A 22,775-nucleotide genomic window follows, 5' to 3' on the forward strand; every position below is an offset into this window, starting at 1 on the left:
AGGGTGCGCCCGTGGCCTCCGCGCTGACGCTCGGTGCCGAGGAGGAGCTGCACCTCATCGACCTCGAGACGCTGCAGCTCTCGGCCCGAGCCCCCCAGGTCCTCTCCCGCCTGCCCCGCGAGGGGTACTCCGCCGAGATCCAGCGCACCACGGTGGAGACGAACACCGAGGTGGTGGACTCCCTCGACGGTCTGCGCGCCGAGCTGCTGCGGCTGCGGGCCCAGCTGGTGGAGGTCGCCGCGCGCGAGGGCCTGGGCGTGGCCGCCGTGGGCACCGCGCCCCGGTCGACGTTCGCCGACTTCGAGCTGACCGCCACCGGCCGGTACGGCCGCATGCAGGAGCAGTACCGGCTCCTCGTGGACGAGCAGCTCATCTGCGGGACGCAGGTGCACGTGGGCGTGGCCGACCGCGACCTCGCCGTCGACATCGCCCAGCGGGTGGCCCCCGACCTGCCCGTGCTGCTGGCCCTGTCGGCGAGCTCCCCGTACTGGAACGGGCAGGACACCGGCTACGCCAGCATCCGCACCACGGTGTGGCAGCGCTGGCCCACCGCCGGCGCCACCGGGCCGCTGGCCTCGGCCGCCGAGTACGACGCGCTCCTGGCCGACCTCATCGGCTCCGGCGTCATGGCCGACGCGAAGATGGCCTACTTCGACGTCAGGCCCTCGGCGCACGCCCCCACCCTGGAGCTGCGCGTCTGCGACGCCTGCCCCCTCGTGGACGACGCCGTGCTCATCGCCGGCCTGTTCCGCGCTCTGGTCCGCGAGGCCGAGACCTCCGTGGAGCAGGGCGTCCCCCGTCGCGACAGGCCCGCCCCGCTGCACCGCGCCGCCATCTGGCAGGCGGCTCGCGGCGGGCTGCGCGGGCGCCTGCTGGACAGGTCCGAGCACCCGCAGCCCGCACCCGCCGCGGACGTCGTGCGGGCGCTCGTGGAACGCCTGGCGCCGGTCCTCGACGAGCTGGGCGACGGTGAGCAGGTCCGGTCCCTGGCTGAGCGGGCCCTGGCCCGCGGCAACTCCGCCGACCGCCAGCGCGCCGCGCTGGCCGAGGACGGCGACCTCGACGACGTCGTCAGGCTCGTCGTGGAGGAGACCCACGGCCCCGCCGGAGGCCGCCCGCCCAGCACCGAGGCGCTCCACCGCTACCGGGTGCGGGCCGGGGACGAGGCGGTGGCCTCCTCCGCGGAGCCCCGGCCCTTGTACGCACCGGTGCTCACCGCGTTGGAGGACCTCGGCCCGGAGGAGCTGCGGCGCCGCGAGCGCGCCCGCGACGCCTGGACCGACGCCGCGGGCCTGCGCTTCCGCGTGGGCGGGCAGGAGCGCCGCTTCGCCGTCGACCTCGTGCCCCGCGTCCTGGGGCGGCACGAGTGGGCGCAGCTGCGCGCCGGCCTGGAGCAGCGCGCCGTGGCCCTCGAGAGGTTCCTGCGCGACGTCTACGGCGCCCAGCGCGTCCTCGCCGACGGCCTGCTGCCCGCCTCCGCCGTGGTCGGCGCCCCCGGCTGGCGCGAGGAGGGCCGCCGCATCCCGTCGACGGCCGTGCGGGCCACCGTCATCGGCTTCGACCTCGTGCGCGGGGAGGACGGCGGCTGGCGCGTCCTGGAGGACAACCTGCGCGACCCCAGCGGCGCCGCCTTCGCGGTGGCCGCCCGCGACCTGCTCGACGCCGTGGTGCCCGAGGTCCCGCGCCCCGAGGGCCTGGCCGCGCCCGCCGCCTACTACGAGCGCCTGCGCGCGACCCTGCTCGCGCACGCCCGCCCCGGCACGCGCGCCGCGCTGCTCTCCAGCGGTCCCGGCTCCGGCGCCTGGTACGAGCACCAGGCCCTGGCCAGCGGCGCGGGCCTGCTGCTGCTCGGGGCGGGAGACCTCGACGTCGTCGGCGGCCGCGTCCTCGCGACCTCGCCCCACCGGCGGCCCGAGCACGTCGGCGCGGTGTACCTGCGCCTCGACGGCGACCTCGCCGACCTCGTCGACGGCGCCGGGCGCCCCGTCGGCGCGATGCTGCTCGACGCGGCCGCCTCCGGCGCCGTCGTCCTGGCCAACGCGCCCGGCAACGGCGTCGCCGACGACAAGGCCGTCTACCGCGCCGTCCCCGAGCTCATCGGCTACTACCTGTCCGAGCGCCAGCTCATCGAGCAGGTGCCCACCTACCTCCTCGCCGACGAGGGCGAGCGCCGCGCCGCGCTGGAGCGCATCGGCGAGCTCGTCACCAAGCCCGTCGACGGGCACGGCGGCTCCGGGGTGATGATCGGCCCCGCCGCCAGCGCCGCCGAGGTGGTCGCGCGGCGCGCCGAGGTGGCCGCCGCCCCGCAGCGGTGGGTGGCGCAGGAGCTCGTGCAGCTCTCCTCCCTGCCCTCGCTCGCCGGCGGCGAGCTCGTGCCCCGCCACGTCGACCTGCGGGTCTTCGCGCACGTGGTCGGCGACGGCCGCGGCGACGCCCGCGTGGCCGACGTCGCGCTGACCCGCGTGGCCCCCGAGGGCAACCTGGTGGTCAACTCCTCCCGCGGGGGCGGCGCCAAGGACACCTGGCTGCTCACGTGACGGGCCAGAGCACCACGACGACGGAGGAGGTGGCGCCGGTGGAGGGCACCGCGGTGGCCAGCAGCGCGGTCGAGCGGGCCGTGGCGCTCGCGGACGACCTCGTCGGCGCCTGGGGCAGCTGGAGCCCGGTGATGACCCCGGACGCGCGCCGGGTGGCGTTCGTCTCGGACAGGTCCGGCACCCCGCAGGTGTGGGTGCAGGAGGTGGTCACCGGCCTGCCCGAGTCCGCCGCGCTGCCGCGCGCCCACCACCTGCCGCTGGGCACCCCCGACCCGGTGGTCGGCCTCAACTGGGCCGCCGACGGCCGCTGGCTCGGTGTGGAGGTCGCCACCGGCGGTGGGGTGCGCACCGAGGTGTGGGTGGTGCGTCCCGACGGCAGCGACGCCCGCCGCATCGCCGGCGGCGCCGAGGCCGAGCACGCCGCGCTCGGCCCGTGGACCCGCAGCGGCCACCGCCTCGTGGTCACCCTGCCGTCCGCCGGGGCGGGTCGGCCCACCCGCTCGTTCCTCGCCGACCCCGCCACCGGTCGCCTGGACCCGCTCGCCGAGGGCGCCAACACCACCGTGCTGGACGTCTCGCTCGAGGAGCGCTTCCTCGTGCTCAAGGACGGCGAGCGCGGGCACCAGTTCTGCGTGGCCGTCGACAGGCTGGAGGACTCCCACTTCCCGCTCCTGCAGCCGGGCGCCACGGGCTCCACGGACCGCGCGGTGCTGCGCCCCGCCCCCGAGGGCGACTCCGGCCCGCTGTGGGTGTACCTGGCCTCCGACGTCGGTCTGGCGCGCCGCCAGCTCATCGGCCTGGCGCTCGGCCCGCACGGCTTCAAGGGCGAGCCGCGGGCGCTGGCGGTCCGCGACGACGCCGAGCTGGAGGGCCTGGACGCCGACGACGCCGGCCGCCTGCTGCTGCTCGTGTGGAACTGCGCCGGGCGCAGCGAGCTGGAGCTGTTCGACACCTCCACGCACGAGCGCACCCCCATCACCGGCATGCCCGGGCAGGTCGCCGCCGACCCGGTGCTCTCCCGCGACGGCTCCTCGGTGGTGCTCGGGGTGGAGGGACCGCGCCGCCCCCGCGAGCTGTGGCACGTCGATGTGGCCACCGGCGCGTGGTCGCGCATCACCCACGCCCCCGAGCTGCCGGAGTCCGCGCTCGTCGAGCCGGAGCTGGTGCGCTTCCCCGGCAGGGACGGGCTGGCGCTGACGGGGTGGCTCTACCGGCCGCACCCCTCGTCGTCGTCCTCCGCGGGCTCGGGGGGCCCGGGGCCGGCGGCCCTGTGGCTGCACGGCGGCCCGGAGGCCCAGGAGCGCCCCACCTTCAACCCCCAGCACCAGGCCCTGGCGGCCGCGGGGATCGCCGTGCTCGCCCCGAACGTCCGCGGCTCGTCGGGGTTCGGGCGGGAGTTCGTCCACGCCGACGACGTCGAGAAGCGCTGGGACGCCTTCGCCGACGTGCTCGCCGCCGCCGACCACCTCGTCGAGACCGGGGTGGCCGACCCGGCGCGCATCGCGGTGACGGGCCGCTCCTACGGCGGCTACCTGGTGCTGGCGTCGCTGGCGTTCACCCCCGGCGTCTTCGCCGCCGGGGTCGACGTGTGCGGCATGAGCGACCTCACCACCTTCTACCGCGACACCGAGCCCTGGATCGGCGCCGTCGCCGTGACCAAGTACGGCCACCCCGAGCGCGACCGGGCCCTGCTGGAGGCGCTGTCCCCGCTGCGCGCCGTGGACGACGTCGACGCTCCGCTGCTCGTCGTCCACGGCGAGCACGACACCAACGTGCCCATCGGCGAGGCCCACCAGGTGGTCGCCGCGCTGCGCGAGAGGGCGGAGGTGGACGAGTCCGCGCCGCCGGTGGAGTACCTGGAGCTGGCGGGTGAGGGTCACGACTACCGCCGCGCCGACTCCCGCCGCGCCCTGCACGCCGCGGTGGTGCGGTTCCTCGCCGAGCACCTCGGCCCCCTCTGACCCGGCGGCCCGCTCTCCCATCCCTTCTTGCACTTGCCGCGGAAAGTGCGACACACGCACCTGCCCTTCTCGCACTTGCTGCGGAAAGTGCGCCATCAAGGGCCAGGGAAGGGCACTTGCCGCGGAAAGTGCGGCCGGGGGAGGGCCGGACGACGACGAAGGGCCGCGCCCCTCCGACGAGCGGAGGGGCGCGGCCCTGACGTGCGTGCCCTGCCGGGCGGGGCGTCAGACCTTGCGGGTCAGCAGCGCCTGCTTCACCTCGGCGATCGCCTTGGTGACCTGGATGCCGCGCGGGCACGCCTCGGAGCAGTTGAAGGTGGTGCGGCAGCGCCACACGCCCTCGCGGTCGTTGAGGACCTCCAGGCGCAGGTCAGCGCCCTCGTCGCGGCTGTCGAAGATGAAGCGGTGCGCGTTGACGATCGCGGCCGGGCCGAAGTACTGCCCGTCGGTCCAGAACACCGGGCAGCTCGACGTGCACGCCGCGCACAGGATGCACTTGGTGGTGTCGTCGAAGCGCTCGCGGTCGTGGGCGGACTGCAGGCGCTCCTTCGTCGGCTCGTGCCCGGAGGTGATGAGGAAGGGCATCACCTCGCGGTAGGACTGGAAGAACGGCTCCATGTCCACCACGAGGTCCTTCTCCACCGGCAGGCCCTTGATGGGCTCCACGGTGATGGGCTTGCTCGGGTCGAGGTCCTTGAGCAGCGACTTGCACGCCAGGCGGTTGACGCCGTTGATGCGCATCGCGTCGGAGCCGCACACGCCGTGCGCGCAGGAGCGGCGGAAGGTCAGCGACCCGTCCTGCTCCCACTTGACCTTGTGGAGGGCGTCGAGGATGCGGTCGGTGCCGTGCACCTGGACCTTGTAGTCCTCCCAGTGCGGGGCCTCGTCGCGCTCGGGGTCGTAGCGGCGGATGCGCACCGTGACCTCGAAGCTCGGGATGGCGCCCACCTTCGCCTCGGGCGCCGCGTCGGTCTCTCGAGCCATGGTGCTCAGTACTTCCGTTCCATCGGCTGGTAGCGGGTGGTGACGACCGGCTTGGTGTCCAGCCGCACGCCCTCGTGGCCGTTCTCGTCGACCGCGCGGTACGCCATCGTGTGGCGCATGTGGTTGGCGTCGTCGCGGTTGGGGTAGTCCTCGCGGAAGTGCCCGCCGCGGCTCTCCGTGCGGTGCAGCGCACCCGCGCAGATGACGTTGGCCAGCTCCAGCAGGAAGCCCAGCTCGACGGCCTCGAGCAGGTCGGTGTTGTACCGCTGGCCCTTGTCCTGGACCCGGACGCGGCCGTAGCGCTCGCGCAGGGCGTCGATGTCAGCCATGGCCTGCTTCAGCGTGGTCTCGGTGCGGAAGACCTGGGCGTTGGCGTCCATGGTCTCCTGCAGCTCGCGGCGCAGGACGGAGACGTTCTCGGTGCCGGTCGAGGAGCGCAGCCCCTCGACCATCGCGACGACGTCGGCCTCGGGGTTCTCCGGGAGGTCGGCGAAGGTCTCGGTGGCCAGCGCGTGCTTGGCCGCTGCGATGCCCGCGCGCTTGCCGAAGACGTTGATGTCGAGCAGCGAGTTGGTGCCCAGGCGGTTGGACCCGTGCACCGACACGCAGGCCACCTCGCCAGCGGCGAACAGGCCCGGCACGGCGGTGTCGTTGTCGGCCAGCACCTGCGACGTGACGTCGGTCGGGACGCCGCCCATGGCGTAGTGGGCGGTCGGGTAGACCGGGACCGGCTCCGTGTAGGGCTCCACGCCCAGGTACGTACGGGCGAACTCGGTGATGTCCGGGAGCTTGGCGTCGATGTGCGCCGGCTCCAGGTGCGTCAGGTCGAGCAGCACGTAGTCCTTGTTGGGGCCTGCGCCGCGGCCCTCGCGCACCTCGTTGGCCATGGACCGGGCCACGATGTCGCGAGGGGCGAGGTCCTTGATGGTGGGGGCGTAGCGCTCCATGAAGCGCTCGCCCTCGCCGTTGCGCAGGATGCCGCCCTCGCCGCGGGCCGCCTCGCTCAGCAGGATGCCGAGGCCGGCCAGGCCCGTCGGGTGGAACTGGAAGAACTCCATGTCCTCCAGGGGCAGGCCGCGCCGGTAGGCGATGCCCATGCCGTCACCGGTGAGGGTGTGGGCGTTGGAGGTGGTCTTGTAGACCTTCCCGGCGCCGCCGGTGGCCAGCACCACGGACTTGGCGCGGAAGACGTGGATGGTGCCGGTGGCCAGCTCGTAGGACACGACGCCCGCGGTGGTGCGCACGCCGTCGACGTCCGTGAGGAGCAGGTCCAGCACGTAGAACTCGTTGAAGAACTCCACCTCGTGCTTGACGCACTGCTGGTAGAGCGTCTGGAGGATCATGTGGCCGGTGCGGTCGGCCGCGTAGCAGGAGCGGCGCACGGCGGCCTCGCCGTGGTTGCGGGTGTGCCCGCCGAAGCGGCGCTGGTCGATGCGGCCCTCGGGGGTGCGGTTGAACGGCAGCCCCATCTTCTCGAGGTCGAGGACGGCGTCGATGGCCTCCTTGCACATCACCTCGGCGGCGTCCTGGTCGACGAGGTAGTCGCCGCCCTTGACCGTGTCGAAGGTGTGCCACTCCCAGTTGTCCTCCTCGACGTTGGCGAGGGCGGCGCACATGCCGCCCTGCGCCGCGCCGGTGTGGGAGCGGGTGGGGTAGAGCTTGGTGAGCACGGCGGTGCGGGCGCGCTGGCCCGACTCGATCGCCGCGCGCATGCCGGCACCGCCGGCACCGACGATGACGACGTCGTAGCTGTGGAACTGCACCTCAGCCATGGGGGGTCCTCCTCGAGCCGGTGGTCAGCGGGCGGGGCAGAAGCTGGGCAGGTCCGCCGGGTCGATCCCCGCCGCGGTCGGGCAGGGGTCGAAGGTGAAGATGACCAGCGTGCCCAGCACCACCGTGAGGGTGAAGGCCAGGTAGAGCGCCATCTTCAGCCAGAAGCGCGTGCCGTTGCGCTCGGCGTAGTCGTTGATGATCGTTCGGACGCCGTTGGTGCCGTGCAGCATCGCCAGCCACAGCATCGCCAGGTCCCAGACCTGCCAGAAGGGCGAGGCCCACTTGCCCGCCACGAAGGCGAAGTCGACCTGGTGGATGCCGTCGCCGAGGACGAGGTTCACCAGCAGGTGGCCGAGGATGAGGACGACGAGCAGGACGCCGCTCATGCGCATGAAGAGCCACGCGTAGAGCTCGAAGTTGGTCTTGGTCGGCTTGCTGCGCCGGTACGGCGAGCGCGGGGCGTCGATCGCCTCGGCGGGGCCGGGGGTGGACTGGACGGCGGTCATCGCGGTGCCCCTCTCTCAGCCGTGGACCGGGGAGAAGATGATCATCATGTGCCGGACCATGAACGGCACGAACAGCAGCACCCACACCGCGATGACGCCCCAGAAGAGCTGGCGGTGGTAGCGGGGGCCCTTCGACCAGAAGTCGATGAGCATCACGCGGATGCCGTTGAAGGCGTGGAACAGGACGGCGGCGACGAGGCCGGCCTCGCCCATGCCCACGACCGGGTTCTTGTAGCTGCCGATCACGGCGTTGTACGCCTCGGGCGAGACGTTCACCAGCGCCGTGTCCAGCACGTGCACCAGCAGGAAGATGAAGATCAGCACACCGGTGATGCGGTGGCCGACCCACGACCACATGCCCTCGCGGCCCCGGTAGAGGGTGCCGGTGGGCCCTGAGACCGTCGGCATCAGCGTGCGTGCCACGGAGTGCGCCTCCCTGTGTCCCTGTGAACGGCAGAGGCCCCCGTCGGGCGAGGGTCTGCGTGAACTGGTGTCGGCGCCCCGCGCGGTCCGTCCTGGGTGGTGGCTGGTGCCCCACCGGGAGCGGGCCGTGACTGCGGCGTCGGTCGCGAGCCTAGCCCTGCGGGGTGGTCGCGCTCCCCGGACGGCGCGCTGAGGTGACCTACGCCTCACGCCGTTGTGCCAGGCTGGCGGCGTGACAGCCAGTGACGCCCCCCTGAGCCCGTCCGAGGCCGGCGCCGGCCGGCCGGTCCGGTCGGGCGGCCGGATCGAGGGCTTCGCCGCCGTCGTGCCCGCCGGCGGCGCCGGCACGCGCCTGTGGCCGCTCTCCCGCGCCGGCGCCCCCAAGTTCCTCCACGACCTGACCGGCTCGGGGCGCTCGCTGCTGCAGGCCACGTGGGACCGCCTCGAGCCGCTGGCCGGCGCCGACCACCTCCTGCTCGTGACGGGGCGCGCCCACGCCGCGGCCGTGCGCGCCGCCCTGCCGGACCTGCGGGACGGCAACCTCCTGCTCGAGCCCTCCGCGCGCGACTCCATGGCCGCGATCGGGCTGGCGGCCGCGGTGCTGGAGCACCGCGAGGGCCCGGGCGCGGTGCTCGGTTCGTTCGCGGCCGACCACGTCATCGACGACGACGAGGCGTTCGGCGACGCCGTCGCCCAGGCCGTCGCCACGGCCCGCGCCGGCGAGGTCGTGACGATCGGCATCTCGCCCACCGGCCCGGCCACCCAGTTCGGCTACATCCGCAGCTCGGCGCCGCTGTCCGTGCCCGGCGCCCCGGACGCGCTGCGCGTGGCGGAGTTCGTGGAGAAGCCCGACGCGGCCACCGCCGCCGGGTACGTCGCCACCGGCGACTACCGGTGGAACGCCGGCATGTTCGTCGTGGGCGCGGGCGTCCTGCTCGGCCATCTGCACGGCCAGCTCCCCGCCCTGGCGGACGGGCTGCGCGAGATCGCCGCCGCCTGGGACTCGCCCTCGCGCGAGCAGGTGCTCGACGCCGTCTGGCCCTCCCTGGTGAAGATCGCCATCGACCACGCCATCGCCGAGCCGGTGGCCGCCGCCGGCGGCGTCGCCGTGGTCCCGGGGTCCTTCGGATGGGACGACGTCGGCGACTGGGACTCCCTGGCCTCGCTCGTCCCCGGGGCCGCCTCGCAGGTCGCGGTCCTCGGCGACGACGCCGCCGTGCTCGGCCTGGCCGCCTCCGGCCTGGTCGTGGCCGGCAGCGGGGTGCCCGGGCGGACCGTGTCCGTGCTGGGCGTGCCCGACGTCGTCGTGGTCGACACTCCCGACGCCCTCCTCGTCACCACGCGTGAGCACGCGCAGTCCGTCAAGGGCCTCGTGGGCGCGTGGCGCGAGCGCGAGCGCGACGACCTCGTCTGATGCGCGCATGATCCTGCGGTGACCTACCACGTCCGCCGGTCCCCGGAGCGCGAGCCGGAACGGCCCCGCTCCCTGACCGAGCTCCTGGCGCCGCGCCTGGAGGCCCTGGTGGCCTTCCGACGGGACGTCCACGCCCACCCCGAGACGGCGCACGCCGAGCACCGGACCACCGCCAAGGTGGCCGAGCGGCTCACCGCCGCGGGACTGGAGCCGCGCCTGCTGCCCGGCACCGGGCTGGTCTGCGACGTGGGGGCCGGCCCGCGCACCGTGGCGCTGCGGGCCGACCTCGACGCGCTGCCGCTGGCCGACGAGACCTCCAGCCCCTGGTGCTCGACGGTGCCCGGGGTGGCGCACGCCTGCGGGCACGACCTCCACACCACCGCGGTGCTCGGCGCCGGGCTCGTGCTGGCCGACCTCGCGCGCGCCGGGCACCTGCCGGGCCGGGTGCGGCTGCTGTTCCAGCCCGCCGAGGAGGTCACGCCCGGCGGTGCGCTGGGCGTCGTGGCAGCCGGGGCGCTGGACGGCGTGGAGCGCATCTTCGCCGTCCACTGCGACCCCCACACCGACGTCGGCAGGGTGGGCCTGCGCGTGGGCGCCATCACCTCCGCGTTCGACCAGGTCAAGGTGGAGCTGCACGGCCCTGGTGGCCACACCTCCCGGCCGCACCTCACCGGTGACCTCGTCTTCGCCCTCGCCAAGGTGGTCACCGAGGTGCCGGCCGTGATGTCCCGCCGGCTCGACCCCCGCGCCGGCGTCTCCCTGGTGTGGGGCCGCGTCAGCGCCGGCGGCGCCGCGAACGCCATCCCGCGGGTGGGCGTGGCGGAGGGCACGCTGCGCTGCGTGCGCCAGGACGCCTGGAAGGACGCCGGGGACCTCCTGCCGGAGGTGGTGCGCGAGGTGGTCGCGCCCTACGGGCTGCGCGCCGACGTCGACCTGCAGCGCGGCGTGCCGCCCGTGGTCAACGAGGCCGTGAGCACCGGCCTGCTGCAGCGGGCCGCCGAGGAGCAGCTGGGGGAGGGCGCCGCCGTCCCCACCGACCAGAGCCTGGGCGGGGAGGACTTCGCCTGGTACCTCCAGCACGTGCCCGGCGCCATGGCCCGGCTGGGCACCCGCACGCCGGGCGGGCCCACGCACGACCTGCACCGGGGCGACTTCGAGGCCGACGAGCGGGCCGTCGCCCACGGCGCGCGCCTGCTCGCAGGGGCGGCGCTCGAGGCGCTCCGCCTTCCGCCGGCGTGACGGCGTGACCGTGTGACCTCCCATCGCGACGGGCCGTCGCCGGTCGATCACCGGCCGTAGCCCGATGGGGCCGGTGATCGACCACGACCGGGGTGCGCGGCCCGCGCGGGTCACGGAACGGCATCGATCGCGACCCGGCCCTCGTCCCCCGGCGGGGACGGCGCCTAGCCTCGCCCCGACGTCGCCCGAGGGCGCGGACAGCACCCCTGCCCGCTCTCAGCGGACGCCGCGACCGCGGCGACCCGGGCCGGACCAGGGCGCTCGGCGCCCTGCGCCTGCTGGAGGAACCCCCACGTGAAGAAGATCCTTGGCACCGTCGCCGCCGTCGGCGCCCTGGCGCTGGTGGCCGCGTGCGGCCAGGCCCCGACGACCTCCGGCGAGGGCTCCTCGAGCACCGCCAGCGCGTCCGGCTCCGGCTCGAGCATCAAGGGCTGCATCGTCTCCGACGGCGGCGGGTTCAAGGACCAGTCCTTCAACCAGTCCGGCCTGGAGGGCCTGGAGAAGGCCCAGTCCGAGGACGGCATCCAGATCGCCCAGGTCGAGTCGAAGTCCGACGCCGACTACGCGCCGAACATCCAGTCGCTGGTCACCCAGAACTGCAACCTCATCATCGCCTCGGGCTTCCTCCTGGCCGACGCGCTCGGCCAGGCCGCGGACGCCAACAAGGACCTGCAGTTCGCCATCGTCGACTCCACCGTCGAGCCGGCCCGCGACAACGTCAAGCCGCTCCTGTTCGACACCGCGCAGGCCGCCTACCTGGCCGGCTACGTGGCGGCGGGCACGTCCAAGACCGGCACCGTGGCCACCTACGGCGGCATCCAGATCCCGTCGGTGACGATCTTCATGGACGGCTTCAGCGACGGCGTCGCGAAGTACAACCAGGACAAGGGCAAGAGCGTCAAGGTGCTCGGCTGGGACAAGGCCGCCCAGACCGGCTCCTTCACCGGCGACTTCACCGACGCCACCAAGGGCCGCAACACCACCCAGAACTTCATCGACCAGGGCGCCGACATCGTCCTGCCGGTGGCGGGCCCGGTGGGCGCCGGCACGCTGGCCGCGGCCAAGGCCGCGAACGACGGCGGCAAGGACGTCAAGGTCATCTGGGTCGACTCCGACGGCTACAACACCCAGCCCGACTACCGGAACATCATCCTCACCACGGTGGTCAAGCAGATCGGCACCGCCGTGCAGGCCGCGGTGAAGTCCGAGGTCGACGGCTCCTTCTCCAGCCAGCCCTACGTGGGGACCCTCGAGAACGGCGGCGTCTCGCTCGCGCCGTTCCACGACCTCGACTCCCAGGTCCCCCAGGAGCTCAAGGACGAGGTGAAGGCCCTGCAGGAGCAGATCACCAGCGGCGCCATCAAGGTGGAGTCCAAGTCCACCCCGTGACGTGCCGCTGACGCCGCCTCGACGGCGTCAGCGCTCGGGCCCCTCGGTAGCGTGCCGGGGGGCCCGAGCACGTCTGAGGTGAGCCGGCGCGTCAGCCGGCGCGTCAGCCGGACCCGCTGCAGCCACGGAAGGAGGTGCGGGCGTGGAGCTCGCGCTCGAGGGGATCACCAAGCGCTTCGGGGCGCTGGTCGCCAACGACGGCATCGACCTGGTGGTGGCCCCCGGTGAGGTGCACTGCCTGCTCGGCGAGAACGGCGCCGGCAAGAGCACCCTCATGAACGTCATCTACGGGCTCTACCGCCCGGACGCCGGCCGGATCCTCGTGGACGGCCGGCCGCTGGAGCTGACCGGCCCCGGCGACGCCATGGCCGCTGGCATCGGCATGGTCCACCAGCACTTCATGCTGGTGCCGGTCTTCACCGTCGCGGAGAACGTGGTGCTCGGCCACGAGCCCACGCGCGGCCCCAGGGGCGTCGGGCTGCTGGACCTGGACAGCGCCCGCCGCCGGGTCCGCGAGCTGTCCGACCGGTACGGCCTCGCGGTCGACCCAGACGCCGTCGTGGAGGACCTCCCCGTGGGCGTCCAGCAGCGCGTGGAGATCCTCAAGGCCCTCGTGCGCGACGCGGAGGTGCTCATCCTCGACGAGCCCACCGCGGTCCTCACCCCGCAGGAGACCGACGAGCTCATCGCGATCATGCGCCAGCTCACGGCCGCGGGGACCTCCATCGTCTTCATCACGCACAAGCTGCGCGAGGTGCGCGCCATCGCCGACCGCATCACGGTCATCCGGCGCGGGAAGGTGGTCGGTTCCGCCGACCCCACGGCCCCCGAGAACGAGCTGGCGGCGCTCATGGTGGGCCGCAGCGTCTCCCTCGGCGTGGCCAAGGCGCCCGCCACCCCGGGAGAGGTGACGGTCAAGGTCCGCGACCTCGTGGTGCGCGACCACGCCGGCGCGCGCGCCGTCGACGGCGTCGACCTCGACATCGCCCGCGGTGAGGTGCTCGCCGTCGCCGGGGTGCAGGGCAACGGCCAGACCGAGCTCACCGAGGCGATCGTCGGGCTGCAGGACGACCTCGCCGGGTCCATCACGCTGGGCGGCACCGAGCTGGTGGGCCTGAACACCCGCCAGGTGCTCGACGCCGGGGTCGGCTTCGTCCCCGAGGACCGCACCCACGACGGCCTGGTCGGCTCCTTCTCCATCGAGGAGAACCTCGTGCTCGACCGCCACCGCGGCGCGCCGTTCGCCAAGGGGCCGGCCCTGGACCGCGGCGCGCTGCGCTCCAACGCCGAGCAGCTCATCGGCGCCTTCGACGTGCGCGCCTCGGGCCCCGCCGTGGCGGCGGGCACGCTGTCGGGCGGCAACCAGCAGAAGGTGGTGCTCGCCCGCGAGCTGAGCCGCCCGCTGCAGCTGTTCATCGCCTCCCAGCCCACCCGCGGCCTGGACGTCGGCTCCATCGAGTTCGTCCACCAGCGGATCATCGCCGAGCGCGACTCCGGCACCCCGGTGCTCATCGTCTCCACCGAGCTCGACGAGGTGCTCGCCCTGGCCGACCGCATCGCGGTGATGTACCGCGGTCGGGTGGTGGGCGTGGTGGCAGCCGACGCCCACGAGAACCTCCGCGACGTGCTGGGGCTGATGATGGCCGGGGTCCCCGAGGCGGAGGCCGTGGCGCAGGCCGCGGCGCACCCCAGCGAGGTGGAGGTCGCGGCTGCGGAGGCCGGCGACGACCCGGTGGCCACGACGTGACCGCCACCACCGCCACCACGACGCATCCGTCGACGATCGAGAGGACCGACCGGTGAAGGCCTGGCTGGAAGACGTCAGGCGCAGCAGCTGGCTGGTGTCGCTGCTCGCCATCGTCGTCGCCTTCGTGCTCGGCGGGGTGCTCATCGCCCTGACCGACGCCGACACGCAGAACGCGATGGGCTACTTCTTCGCCCGTCCGACCGACGCCATCACCTCGGGGTGGCGCGCGGCCACCGAGGCTTACGGGGCGATGCTCCGCGGGGCGGTCTACGACCCGCAGGGCAGCACCACCGTGCGCCAGTTCCGGCCCATCACCGAGACGCTGACGGTGGCGACGCCGCTCATCGCCGCGGGCCTCGGGGTGGCCGTGGCCTTCCGCGTGGGCCTGTTCAACATCGGCGCCCAGGGCCAGCTCATCATCGGCGTCGTCCTCGCCGGGCTGGTCGGCTTCCGGCTGCACCTGCCGCCGGGCATCCACCTCGTCGTGGCCGTGCTCGCCGCGCTCGTCGGCGGCGCGCTGTGGGGCGGGCTGGTCGGCCTGCTGCGCGCCCGCACCGGGGCGCCCGAGGTGATCACCACGATCATGCTCAACTACGTCGCCCTGTACCTGCTGGCGTACCTGCTCACCACGAGCACCTTCCAGCGCGCCGGCGCGTCCAACCCCATCAGCCCGCCGGTGGACGACTCCGCGGCCTTCCCGCTGCTGCTGGGCGACAGCTTCCGGCTGCACCTGGGCTTCCTCGTGGTGCTCGTGGCCGCCGCCGTCGTGTGGTGGCTGGTGGAGCGCAGCACGCTCGGCTTCCGCTGGCGCGCCGTGGGGGCCAACCCGGCCGCCGCGCGCACCGCCGGCATGAGCGTGCCCGCCGCCTACGTGGGCGTCATGGTGGCCGCCGGCGCGCTGGCGGGCCTGGCCGGCGCCGCCCAGCTGCTCGGCACGGAGAAGTCCCTCACCGGCGGCATCGCCGGCTCCATCGGCCCGGACGCCATCACCGTGGCGCTGCTCGGGCGATCGCGCCCCTTCGGCGTGGTGCTGGCGGGCCTGCTGTTCGGCGCGCTGCGCGCCGGCGGCGTGCTCATGCAGGCGCAGACCGGCACCCCCATCGACATCGTCCTCGTGGTGCAGTCGGTGATCGTCCTGCTCATCGCGGCCCCGCCGCTGGTGCGGGCGATCTTCCGCCTCGAGACCAAGCGCCGCCGCGGCGCCGGGACCGACGCCGCCGCACCCACCGCCGAGCGCCAGGGAGCCGCCGCGTGAGCACCGCCGCACCCGTCGACCCCACCCCCCGCCCGGCGCAGCAGGCGCCCGCGCCGGCGCCGGAGCGCACCAGCGCCCGGCCCGTGTGGGTCATGGCCGTCTTCGCCGCGCTGGCGCTGCTGCTCTTCGGCGGCTTCGGGCCGGCCGGCAGCTCCTCCTTCGCCCTGTCCGGCGGGGGAGCGGCGGTCGAGCTGCCCGACCTGCCGCTGCCGGGCCGCCCCACCGGCTGGCTCGTGGGCCTGCTATGCGTGGCGCTCGTCGTCGTCGTCGAGCTCGCCCGCAGGGCGGGGCGGCCGGCTCCGCGCTGGACGGTGCCGGCGTTCGCGCTGCTGTGGGTGGTCGGCTTCCTCGTCTGGGTGGTCGCCGGGCAGCGCATCAGCCTGGTCGGCCTGCTCGGCGGAGGTCTCGTGCTGGCCGTGCCGCTGGTGTTCGGGGCGCTGTCCGGCGTCGTGTCCGAGCGCGCCGGCGTGGTCAACATCGCCATCGAGGGACAGCTGCTGGCCGGCGCGTTCCTGTCCGCCGTCGTGGCCAGCGCCACGCAGAACGCGTGGCTGGGGCTCGTCGCCGCTCCGCTGGCCGGCGTGCTCGTCGGGCTGCTCCTGGCGATCTTCGCCATCCGCTACCTCGTCGACCAGATCATCGTGGGCGTCGTGCTGAACGTGCTGGTGCTGGGCCTCACCAACTACCTGTTCAGCACGGTGCTGTCTGCCGACCGCGCCCTCAACACCCCGCCCGGGCTCGGGCCGGTGGCGGTCCCGCTGCTGTCCGACATCCCGGTGCTCGGGCCGGTGCTGTTCAACCAGTCGGTGATCGTCTACCTCATGTACGCCGCCGTGGTGGCGGTGCACGTCGCGCTGTTCCGCACCCGGTGGGGCCTGCGGGTGCGCGCCGTGGGCGAGCACCCGCGCGCAGCGGACACGGTGGGCATCAACGTCAACCGCACCCGGTTCGTCAACGTGCTCATCGCGGGTGCGCTGGCGGGCCTCGGCGGCGCGATGCTCACCCTCGGCGCCAGCCTCGCCTTCGGGCAGAACATGAGTGCGGGGAAGGGCTACATCGCCCTCGCCGCCATGATCTTCGGGCGGTACTCGCCGAAGGGCGCGCTCGCCGCGGCGCTGCTGTTCGGCCTGGCCACCAACCTGCAGGACATCCTCAGCTCCATCTCCACGCCGGTGCCGAGCCAGTTCCTGCTCATGGCCCCCTACCTGGCGACGGTGCTCGCCGTGGCAGGGCTCGTCGGCCGGGTGCGCGCCCCCGCCGCCGACGGCCAGCCCTACGTCAAGCAGTGACCGACAGGTGAGGAGCGCTCTCGTGCAGGCTCAGGACGTCGACTGGGACGGGCTGCTCGCCGCCGCCCGCGAGGTGCAGCAGCGGGCCTACGCGCCCTACTCGCGCTTCCACGTGGGCGCGGCGGCGCTGGTGGACGACGGGCGCGTGGTGACCGGGTGCAACGTCGAGAACGCCGGGTACGGCGTGACGCTGTGCGCCGAGTGCGGGCTGGTGTCGTCGCTGGTGGCCGGCGGCGGTGGCCGCCTGGTCGCGTTCACCTGCGTGGGAGGCGACGACGCGCGGCTGATCATGCCGTGCGGGCGCTGCCGCCAGCTGCTCTACGAGCACGGCGGGCGGTCACTGCTCGTCTCGACGCCGGAGGGCGTGCAGACCATGGCCGAGGTGCTGCCGCAGGGCTTCGGCCCCGAGGAGCTGGAGCGCGGCTGACCGCCGTCGTCGTCCTCCCGGACCGCAGCCGGGCGCCCGGCTGCGGTCCGGGAGGGTGTCGGAACCGCAGCCGGGCGCTCGGTTGCGGGACGCCCGGCCGGCGGTGGCAGGGTGAGCCGCGTGAGCGAGCAGACCGCGCAGAAGACCGAGCCCCACGACGCCGTCGAGGTCATCGCCGCCAAGCGCGACCGCCACGAGCTCACCGACTCGCAGATCGACTGGGTGGTCGACGCCTTCACCCGCGGCGTGGTGGCCGACGAGCAGATGAGCGCGCTGGCCATGGCCGTCCTGCTCAACGGCATGGACCGCCGTGAGATCTCCCGGTGGACCGCCGCGATGATCGCCAGCGGGGAGCGCCTCGACTTCTCCGGCCTGAGCCGGCCGACGGCCGACAAGCACTCCACCGGCGGCGTCGGCGACAAGATCACGCTGCCGCTGGCGCCGCTGGTGGCGGCGTGCGGCGTGGCCGTGCCGCAGCTGTCCGGCCGGGGCCTCGGCCACACCGGCGGCACCCTCGACAAGCTCGAGGCCATCCCCGGCTGGCGCGCGGCGCTGACCAACGACGAGATGCTCGCGCAGCTCGAGGACGTCGGCGCGGTCATCTGCGCCGCCGGCTCCGGCCTGGCCCCCGCTGACAAGAAGCTCTACGCGCTGCGCGACGTCACCGGCACGGTGGAGGCGATCCCGCTCATCGCCAGCTCCATCATGAGCAAGAAGATCGCCGAGGGGACCGGGGCGCTGGTGCTCGACGTGAAGGTCGGCACGGGCGCGTTCATGAAGACCCGTGAGGACGCCGAGGAGCTCGCGCGGACCATGGTCGACCTCGGCACCGACGCCGGGGTGCGCACGGTGGCGCTGCTCACGGAGATGTCCACGCCGCTGGGCCTGACCGCCGGCAACGCCCTGGAGGTCCGCGAGTCCGTGGAGGTGCTCGCCGGCGGCGGCCCGCGCGACGTCGTCGACCTCACCCTGGCCCTGGCCCGCGAGATGCTCGCCGCGGCCGGTCGCGGGGACGTCGACCCGGCCGACGCCCTCGCCGACGGCCGCGCCATGGACGTGTGGCGGCGGATGATCGCCGCGCAGGGCGGAGACCCGTCCGCCGAGCTGCCCGTGGCGCGCCACACCCACGAGGTGCGCGCGGGCGCCGACGGCACCCTGACCCGCCTGGACGCCATGGCCGTGGGACTGGCCGCCTGGCGCCTCGGCGCCGGGCGGGCCCGCGCGGGGGAGTCCGTGCAGGCCGGGGCCGGTGTGGAGCTCCGCGCCAAGCCCGGTGACGCCGTCCGCGCCGGGGACGTGCTGGCCGTGCTGCACACCGACACCCCGGAGCGCTTCGAGCGGGCGCTGGCGGCGCTCGAGGGTGGCTGGGACGTGGGCCCCGCAGGGGCAGCGGCGACCTCGGCCGTCGACGTCGTCCTCGGCCGCACCGGCTGACCCCCGCCGCTTCTCTGGATAGATATTCAGATGGCGCAAGAACTTGTCGAGGCGGTGGTCGCCGCTTAGCCTCGGGTCATCGAGGCGGTCCAGCGAGGGGCCGCCGCGCTCCGAGGAGGCAGAGTGGCCACCGCCCTCGACAGGTACGCCGACGCCGCACCCAGCTGGGACGGCCCGGTGGTCATCGAGTCGCACATCAACGGCGTGCGCAGCAAGGAGATGAACCCGAACACCCCGACCAGCTACGACGAGATCGCCGAGGACGCGATCCGCTGCTGGGAGGCCGGCGCCGGGGCGATCCACGCGCACAACACGAGCTTCGACCTGCTGGGGCGGGACGCCCACAAGGACTACCTGCGCACCTGGCAGAAGGTGCTCGACCGGCACCCGGACATCACCTGGTACCCCACCACCTGCAACAACCTGCGCCTGCTGCCCGGCGAGCACGGCCTGGAGCACGTGGCCCTGCTCAACGACGACGGTGGCGCGAAGGTCGCCTGCCTCGACACCGGCTACACGCTGTTCGCCACCGAGCAGGACGACGAGGGCTACCTGAGCGGCCCCACCTTCGGCTTCGACCTCGCGCAGACCGCGGGGCAGGTGAGGATGCTGCGCGAACGCGGCATCCCCATGGTCTTCGGCGTCTACGAGCCGGGGCACCTGCGGCACGCGATGCACTACGTCAACAGGGGCCTCACCACGCCGGGATCGATGTGGGACTTCTACCTCATCGGCGACTACGGCCTCACCGCCATGGAGCCGATCGCCACAAACGGCGTGCCGCCGACGCTGGAGTCGCTGTACTTCTACCTGCACCTCATCGAGCAGGCGAGGGTCGAGCACCCCTGGTACATCTCCATCTGGGGCCAAGGCGCCCTGGACGACACGAGCGTGCTGCGCCGCGCCATCGAGCTGGGCGGCCACATCAAGACCGGGCTGGAGCTCTTCTACGACCCGGCGCGCAACCCCACCAACCTCGAGCTGCTGCAGCAGGCGCAGGAGATCGCCCGGGAGGTCGGGCGGCCGATCGCCACCCACGAGGAGGCCCGGGCGCTGTACCACCTCACCTGACCGGGCCGGCCCACCTGACTAGCCTGGCGGGCGTGAGCGAGACCGACCCCGCCGACCTGGCCGACCAGCTGCGCCCCGCCGTCCCCGACGAGGACGACGCGGCCGCGGACCTGGACCGCCCCATCGGGGACGTCGAGGCCTCCGAGGCCGACGTCGTCGAGCAGCGCCTCGTGGTCCCGGACCTCGCAGAGGACGACGACGAGGAGACCCGCTGATGAGCGACCTGCACGAGCCGACGACCGACCTGCGGGGGCGGCTCGCCCGGGCGCCGAAGGTGGTGCTGCACGACCACCTCGACGGCGGCCTGCGCGCCTCCACCCTGCTGGAGCTGGCCGACGAGATCGGCCACGAGCTGCCCGAGAGCACCCCCGAGGCCCTGGCCGCGTGGGTGCAGCGCCAGGCCGACTCCGGCTCCCTGGCCGCCTTCCTCGAGCCGTTCTCGCACACCACCGCGGTGCTGCAGACGCCCCACGCCCTTGAGCGGGTGGCGCGCGAGAGCGTGCTCGACCTGGCCGCGGACGGCGTCGTCGTCATGGAGAGCCGGTTCGCGCCGGAGCTGTCCACCGCAGGTGGCCTGAGCATCGAGGAGGTCCTCGACGCCGTGCTCGCCGGCCTGCACGCCGGTGCCGCGGAGGCCGCCGACGCCGGGCGCCCGATCCGCGTCGGCGCGATCGTCTGCGCGATGCGCCAGGCCGACAGGTCGCTGGAGGCGGCCCGGGCCGCGCTGTCGCGGCGCGACGCGGGCGTGGTCGGCTTCGACATCGCCGGTCTGGAGATCGGCTTCCCGGCCACCGACCACGCGGACGCGTTCGCGCTGCTGCGCGAGAACCTCCTGCCCTTCACCGTGCACGCGGGCGAGGCCGTCGGGCCGGAGTCGGTGGCGCAGGCCCTGGCCGTGGGCGCGAGCCGCCTCGGGCACGGCGTGCGGGTGCTCGAGGACGTCACCGTGGGGGGTGACGACGCGTCTGCGCGTCCGCACCTCGGTCGGGTCGCGTCCTACGTGCGCGACCGGCAGGTGCCGCTGGAGGTGTGCCCGCGGTCCAACACGCAGACCGGCACCTCGCCGTCGATCGCCGGCCACCAGGTCACCGCGCTGCGCGACCTCGGCTTCACCATCACCCTGAGCAGCGACGACCGGCTCTGGACCGGCACCACGCTCACCGACGAGATGGTGCTCCTGGCGGAGGAGGCCGGCTGGGGCTGGGACGACTTCCGCCAGGTCACCCTCGACGCCCTCGACGCGGCGTTCATCGGCCAGGACGAGCGGATGGCGCTGCTGGAGCACGTCGTCCTGCCCGGCTGGGCCGACTGACCCCGCACCCCCGTCGGTGATCATGGGCGTCCGCCACCCCTGCGGGTGGCGGACGCCCATGATCACGGTGGGGGAGGGTTCCGGGGTGTCGGTGGCCGGTGCCACCCTGCTGACGCATGAGCGACGACGACGTCCAGACGAACCCCGGCAGCACCCCGAGGTCCACCCTCGCCTCCGGCGACCCGATGGACACCCCGGCCACCAGCACGACGAGCGCCAGGCTCGAGCTCGTCTTCATCGGCGTCTCCGACGTCGACCGCGCCAAGCACTTCTACGCCGAGGTGCTCGGCTGGGGCTGCGACCACGACCAGCGCGTCACCGACGGGCTGCGCTTCCTGCAGGTCACGCCGCCCGGCTCGGCGTGCTCCTTCGCCTTCGGCGAGGGCGTCACGCCCATGCGGCCGGGCGAGCAGAAGGGCCTGCAGGCGGTCGTCGACGACGCCGACGCCGCCCGCGCCGACCTGCTGGCGCGCGGCGTGGAGTGCACCGAGGTCGACGAGATGGCGTGGGGCCGGTTCGTCTTCTTCAACGACCCCGACGGCAACGCCTGGGTGCTGCAGCAGCTCCCCGCCCCCTCCCCGGCGGCGTGAGGCCCGCGCCTCGACCTAGCCTCGTGCGGTGAGCACCACCCTGCCGGACCCGACGCTGCCGCCGAGCGACCGATCCGTGGCCGACGCGCTGAGCAGCGCCGAGACCGGAGCGACCCTCGAGCCGGACCAGGCCGAGGTGCTGCTCGCCGCCCGCGGTCTCGGCCCGGGCGAGCCGCTCGACAGGCTGCTGCGGCTCGCCTCCGCGGTGCGCGACGCCGGGCTCGCCGCGGCCGGGCGCCCCGGCGTCGTCACGTACTCGCGCAAGGTCTTCGTCCCCCTCACCACGCTGTGCCGCGACCGGTGCCACTACTGCACCTTCGTCGACACCCCCCTGCAGCTGGCGCGCGCCGGCCGTGCCCCCTTCATGACCGAGGACGAGGTCCTCGCGCTCACCCGCGACGGTGCCGCGCTGGAGTGCAAGGAGGCGCTCTTCACCCTCGGCGACCGCCCGGAGGCCCGCTGGCCCGAGGCGCAGCAGTGGCTGGACGCGCACGGCTTCGGCTCCACGCTGGCGTACGTGCGCCACCTCGCCGTCCGCGTGCGCGAGGAGACGGGGATGCTGCCCCACCTCAACCCGGGTGTCATGACCGCTGACGAGCTCGCCGACCTGCGCCCGGTCGCGGCGTCGATGGGCATGATGCTCGAGACCACCAGCCGCGACCTCTTCGAGCGTCGCGGCGCCGCCCACTACGGGAGCCCCGACAAGGACCCGGCCGTGCGGCTGCAGGTCCTCGAGGACGCCGGCGCCGCCGCCGTCCCCTTCACCACCGGTGTGCTGCTGGGCATCGGGGAGACCCCCGCCGACCGCGTCGAGTCGCTGCTGGCGGTCGTTGACGTCGCACGGCGGCACGGCCACGTTCGCGAGGCGATCGTGCAGAACTTCCGCGCCAAGCCGCGCACCGCCATGCGCGGCGAACCCGACCTGGCCCTGCAGGAGTACGCGGCCGCGCTCGCCGTCGCCCGGCTCCTGCTCGGCGCGGACGTGCGCGTGCAGGCGCCGCCCAACCTCTCCGACCCGGCCGAGCTGGCGCTGCTGCTGCGCGCCGGCGTGGACGACTGGGGCGGCGTCAGCCCGCTGACGCCCGACCACGTCAACCCCGAGCGGCCCTGGCCGCACCTGGACGACCTCGCCCGCTGGTCCGCCGAGTGCGGCTTCGAGCTGCGCGAGCGCCTCGCGCTGCAGCCCGAGCACGCCCTCGACGCGCAGCGCTGGCTCGACCCGGCCGTGCGCCCGGCCGTCTCGGCGCTCGCAGGCCCCGACGGGCTGGCGGTGCAGGGCCGCCGTCCGGTCGGCCTCGCCCCTCGCCGTCCCGCCGCCTGAGCCCCCTCCCTTCCGCACTTGCTGCGGAAAGTGCTCCATGCGCGCCGCAGGAGCTGCACTTGCCGCGGAAAGCGTGACAAGGCCTTGCGTCGGAAGCGCACTT

Annotated in this window: 19 protein-coding genes; 15 read left to right on the forward strand and 4 right to left on the reverse strand. The window is 74.2% G+C overall.

What is annotated here, in order from left to right; all coding sequences use genetic code 11:
• Nucleotides 1-11 precede the first annotated feature (11 nt).
• Together FMM08_RS01375 and FMM08_RS01380 are read left to right on the forward strand one after the other, a co-directional pair.
• Nucleotides 12-2,537: a carboxylate--amine ligase/circularly permuted type 2 ATP-grasp protein gene (locus tag FMM08_RS01375; RefSeq protein ID WP_255471927.1), complete on the forward strand. Its 2,526-nt coding sequence runs from the start codon at nucleotides 12-14 to the stop codon at nucleotides 2,535-2,537.
• Nucleotides 2,534-4,498, forward strand: coding sequence for a S9 family peptidase (locus tag FMM08_RS01380; RefSeq protein ID WP_255471928.1), 1,965 nt, complete (start codon nucleotides 2,534-2,536; stop codon nucleotides 4,496-4,498). Before FMM08_RS01375 ends, FMM08_RS01380 begins: the two co-directional genes overlap by 4 nt.
• A gap of 225 nt (nucleotides 4,499-4,723) precedes the next feature.
• Here FMM08_RS01380 and FMM08_RS01385 read toward each other — a convergent pair whose 3' ends face one another.
• The 4 genes from FMM08_RS01385 to sdhC are packed head-to-tail and all read right to left on the reverse strand — an operon-like array spanning nucleotide 4,724 to nucleotide 8,169.
• A complete protein-coding gene (locus FMM08_RS01385; protein ID WP_147924531.1) occupies nucleotides 4,724-5,482 on the reverse strand; it encodes a succinate dehydrogenase iron-sulfur subunit in 759 nt (252 codons plus the stop codon).
• Between the two features lie 5 nt (nucleotides 5,483-5,487).
• Nucleotides 5,488-7,245: a succinate dehydrogenase flavoprotein subunit gene (gene sdhA, locus FMM08_RS01390; protein WP_147924850.1), complete on the reverse strand. Its 1,758-nt coding sequence runs from the start codon at nucleotides 7,243-7,245 to the stop codon at nucleotides 5,488-5,490.
• Between the two features lie 33 nt (nucleotides 7,246-7,278).
• Nucleotides 7,279-7,761, reverse strand: coding sequence for a succinate dehydrogenase hydrophobic membrane anchor subunit (locus FMM08_RS01395; RefSeq protein ID WP_147924532.1), 483 nt, complete (start codon nucleotides 7,759-7,761; stop codon nucleotides 7,279-7,281).
• 15 nt (nucleotides 7,762-7,776) lie between these two features.
• The gene (gene sdhC / locus FMM08_RS01400) at nucleotides 7,777-8,169 is read right to left on the reverse strand and encodes a succinate dehydrogenase, cytochrome b556 subunit (protein ID WP_147924851.1); all 393 of its coding nucleotides are present in this window, start codon (nucleotides 8,167-8,169) and stop codon (nucleotides 7,777-7,779) included.
• Nucleotides 8,170-8,437: 268 nt separating this feature from the next.
• Here sdhC and FMM08_RS01405 point away from each other — a divergent pair, with 268 nt between their 5' ends.
• From FMM08_RS01405 to cofG, 13 genes are all read left to right on the forward strand, one after another.
• The gene (locus FMM08_RS01405; protein ID WP_147924852.1) at nucleotides 8,438-9,598 is read left to right on the forward strand and encodes a mannose-1-phosphate guanylyltransferase; all 1,161 of its coding nucleotides are present in this window, start codon (nucleotides 8,438-8,440) and stop codon (nucleotides 9,596-9,598) included.
• An 18-nt stretch (nucleotides 9,599-9,616) separates the two neighbouring features.
• Entirely contained in the window at nucleotides 9,617-10,837 is a 1,221-nt protein-coding gene (locus FMM08_RS01410) for an amidohydrolase (protein ID WP_222710272.1), read from the forward strand.
• 294 nt (nucleotides 10,838-11,131) lie between these two features.
• On the forward strand, nucleotides 11,132-12,226 hold the full coding sequence (locus FMM08_RS01415; RefSeq protein ID WP_147924533.1) for a BMP family lipoprotein: 1,095 nt from the start codon (nucleotides 11,132-11,134) through the stop codon (nucleotides 12,224-12,226).
• Between the two features lie 142 nt (nucleotides 12,227-12,368).
• Entirely contained in the window at nucleotides 12,369-13,973 is a 1,605-nt protein-coding gene (locus FMM08_RS01420) for an ABC transporter ATP-binding protein (protein ID WP_147924534.1), read from the forward strand.
• A gap of 52 nt (nucleotides 13,974-14,025) precedes the next feature.
• Entirely contained in the window at nucleotides 14,026-15,228 is a 1,203-nt protein-coding gene (locus FMM08_RS01425) for an ABC transporter permease (RefSeq protein ID WP_222710273.1), read from the forward strand.
• Nucleotides 15,225-16,517, forward strand: a complete 1,293-nt coding sequence (locus tag FMM08_RS01430; protein WP_222710274.1) for an ABC transporter permease — start codon at nucleotides 15,225-15,227, stop codon at nucleotides 16,515-16,517. Before FMM08_RS01425 ends, FMM08_RS01430 begins: the two co-directional genes overlap by 4 nt.
• A gap of 22 nt (nucleotides 16,518-16,539) precedes the next feature.
• Nucleotides 16,540-16,944 carry a cytidine deaminase gene (locus tag FMM08_RS01435; protein ID WP_147924535.1) on the forward strand — a complete coding sequence of 135 codons (405 nt, stop codon included), beginning with the start codon at nucleotides 16,540-16,542 and terminating at the stop codon, nucleotides 16,942-16,944.
• A gap of 120 nt (nucleotides 16,945-17,064) precedes the next feature.
• Nucleotides 17,065-18,378 (forward strand): thymidine phosphorylase, encoded by a 1,314-nt coding sequence (locus FMM08_RS01440; protein ID WP_147924536.1) that lies wholly within the window; start codon nucleotides 17,065-17,067, stop codon nucleotides 18,376-18,378.
• Nucleotides 18,379-18,501: 123 nt separating this feature from the next.
• Nucleotides 18,502-19,449, forward strand: a complete 948-nt coding sequence (locus tag FMM08_RS01445) for a beta-keto acid cleavage family enzyme (RefSeq protein ID WP_147924537.1) — start codon at nucleotides 18,502-18,504, stop codon at nucleotides 19,447-19,449.
• A 32-nt stretch (nucleotides 19,450-19,481) separates the two neighbouring features.
• A complete protein-coding gene (locus tag FMM08_RS01450) occupies nucleotides 19,482-19,664 on the forward strand; it encodes an Rv3202a family protein (protein WP_147924538.1) in 183 nt (60 codons plus the stop codon).
• The gene (locus FMM08_RS01455) at nucleotides 19,664-20,761 is read left to right on the forward strand and encodes an adenosine deaminase (protein WP_147924539.1); all 1,098 of its coding nucleotides are present in this window, start codon (nucleotides 19,664-19,666) and stop codon (nucleotides 20,759-20,761) included. Before FMM08_RS01450 ends, FMM08_RS01455 begins: the two co-directional genes overlap by 1 nt.
• Before the next feature lie 185 nt (nucleotides 20,762-20,946).
• On the forward strand, nucleotides 20,947-21,351 hold the full coding sequence (locus FMM08_RS01460; RefSeq protein ID WP_147924856.1) for a VOC family protein: 405 nt from the start codon (nucleotides 20,947-20,949) through the stop codon (nucleotides 21,349-21,351).
• A gap of 28 nt (nucleotides 21,352-21,379) precedes the next feature.
• Nucleotides 21,380-22,672, forward strand: coding sequence for a 7,8-didemethyl-8-hydroxy-5-deazariboflavin synthase CofG (gene cofG, locus FMM08_RS01465; RefSeq protein WP_222710275.1), 1,293 nt, complete (start codon nucleotides 21,380-21,382; stop codon nucleotides 22,670-22,672).
• The last annotated feature ends 103 nt before the right edge of the window (nucleotides 22,673-22,775 follow it).

Origin of the sequence: Quadrisphaera setariae (genome assembly GCF_008041935.1) — a bacterium.
GTDB classification, from domain to species: Bacteria; Actinomycetota; Actinomycetes; order Actinomycetales; family Quadrisphaeraceae; genus Quadrisphaera; species Quadrisphaera setariae.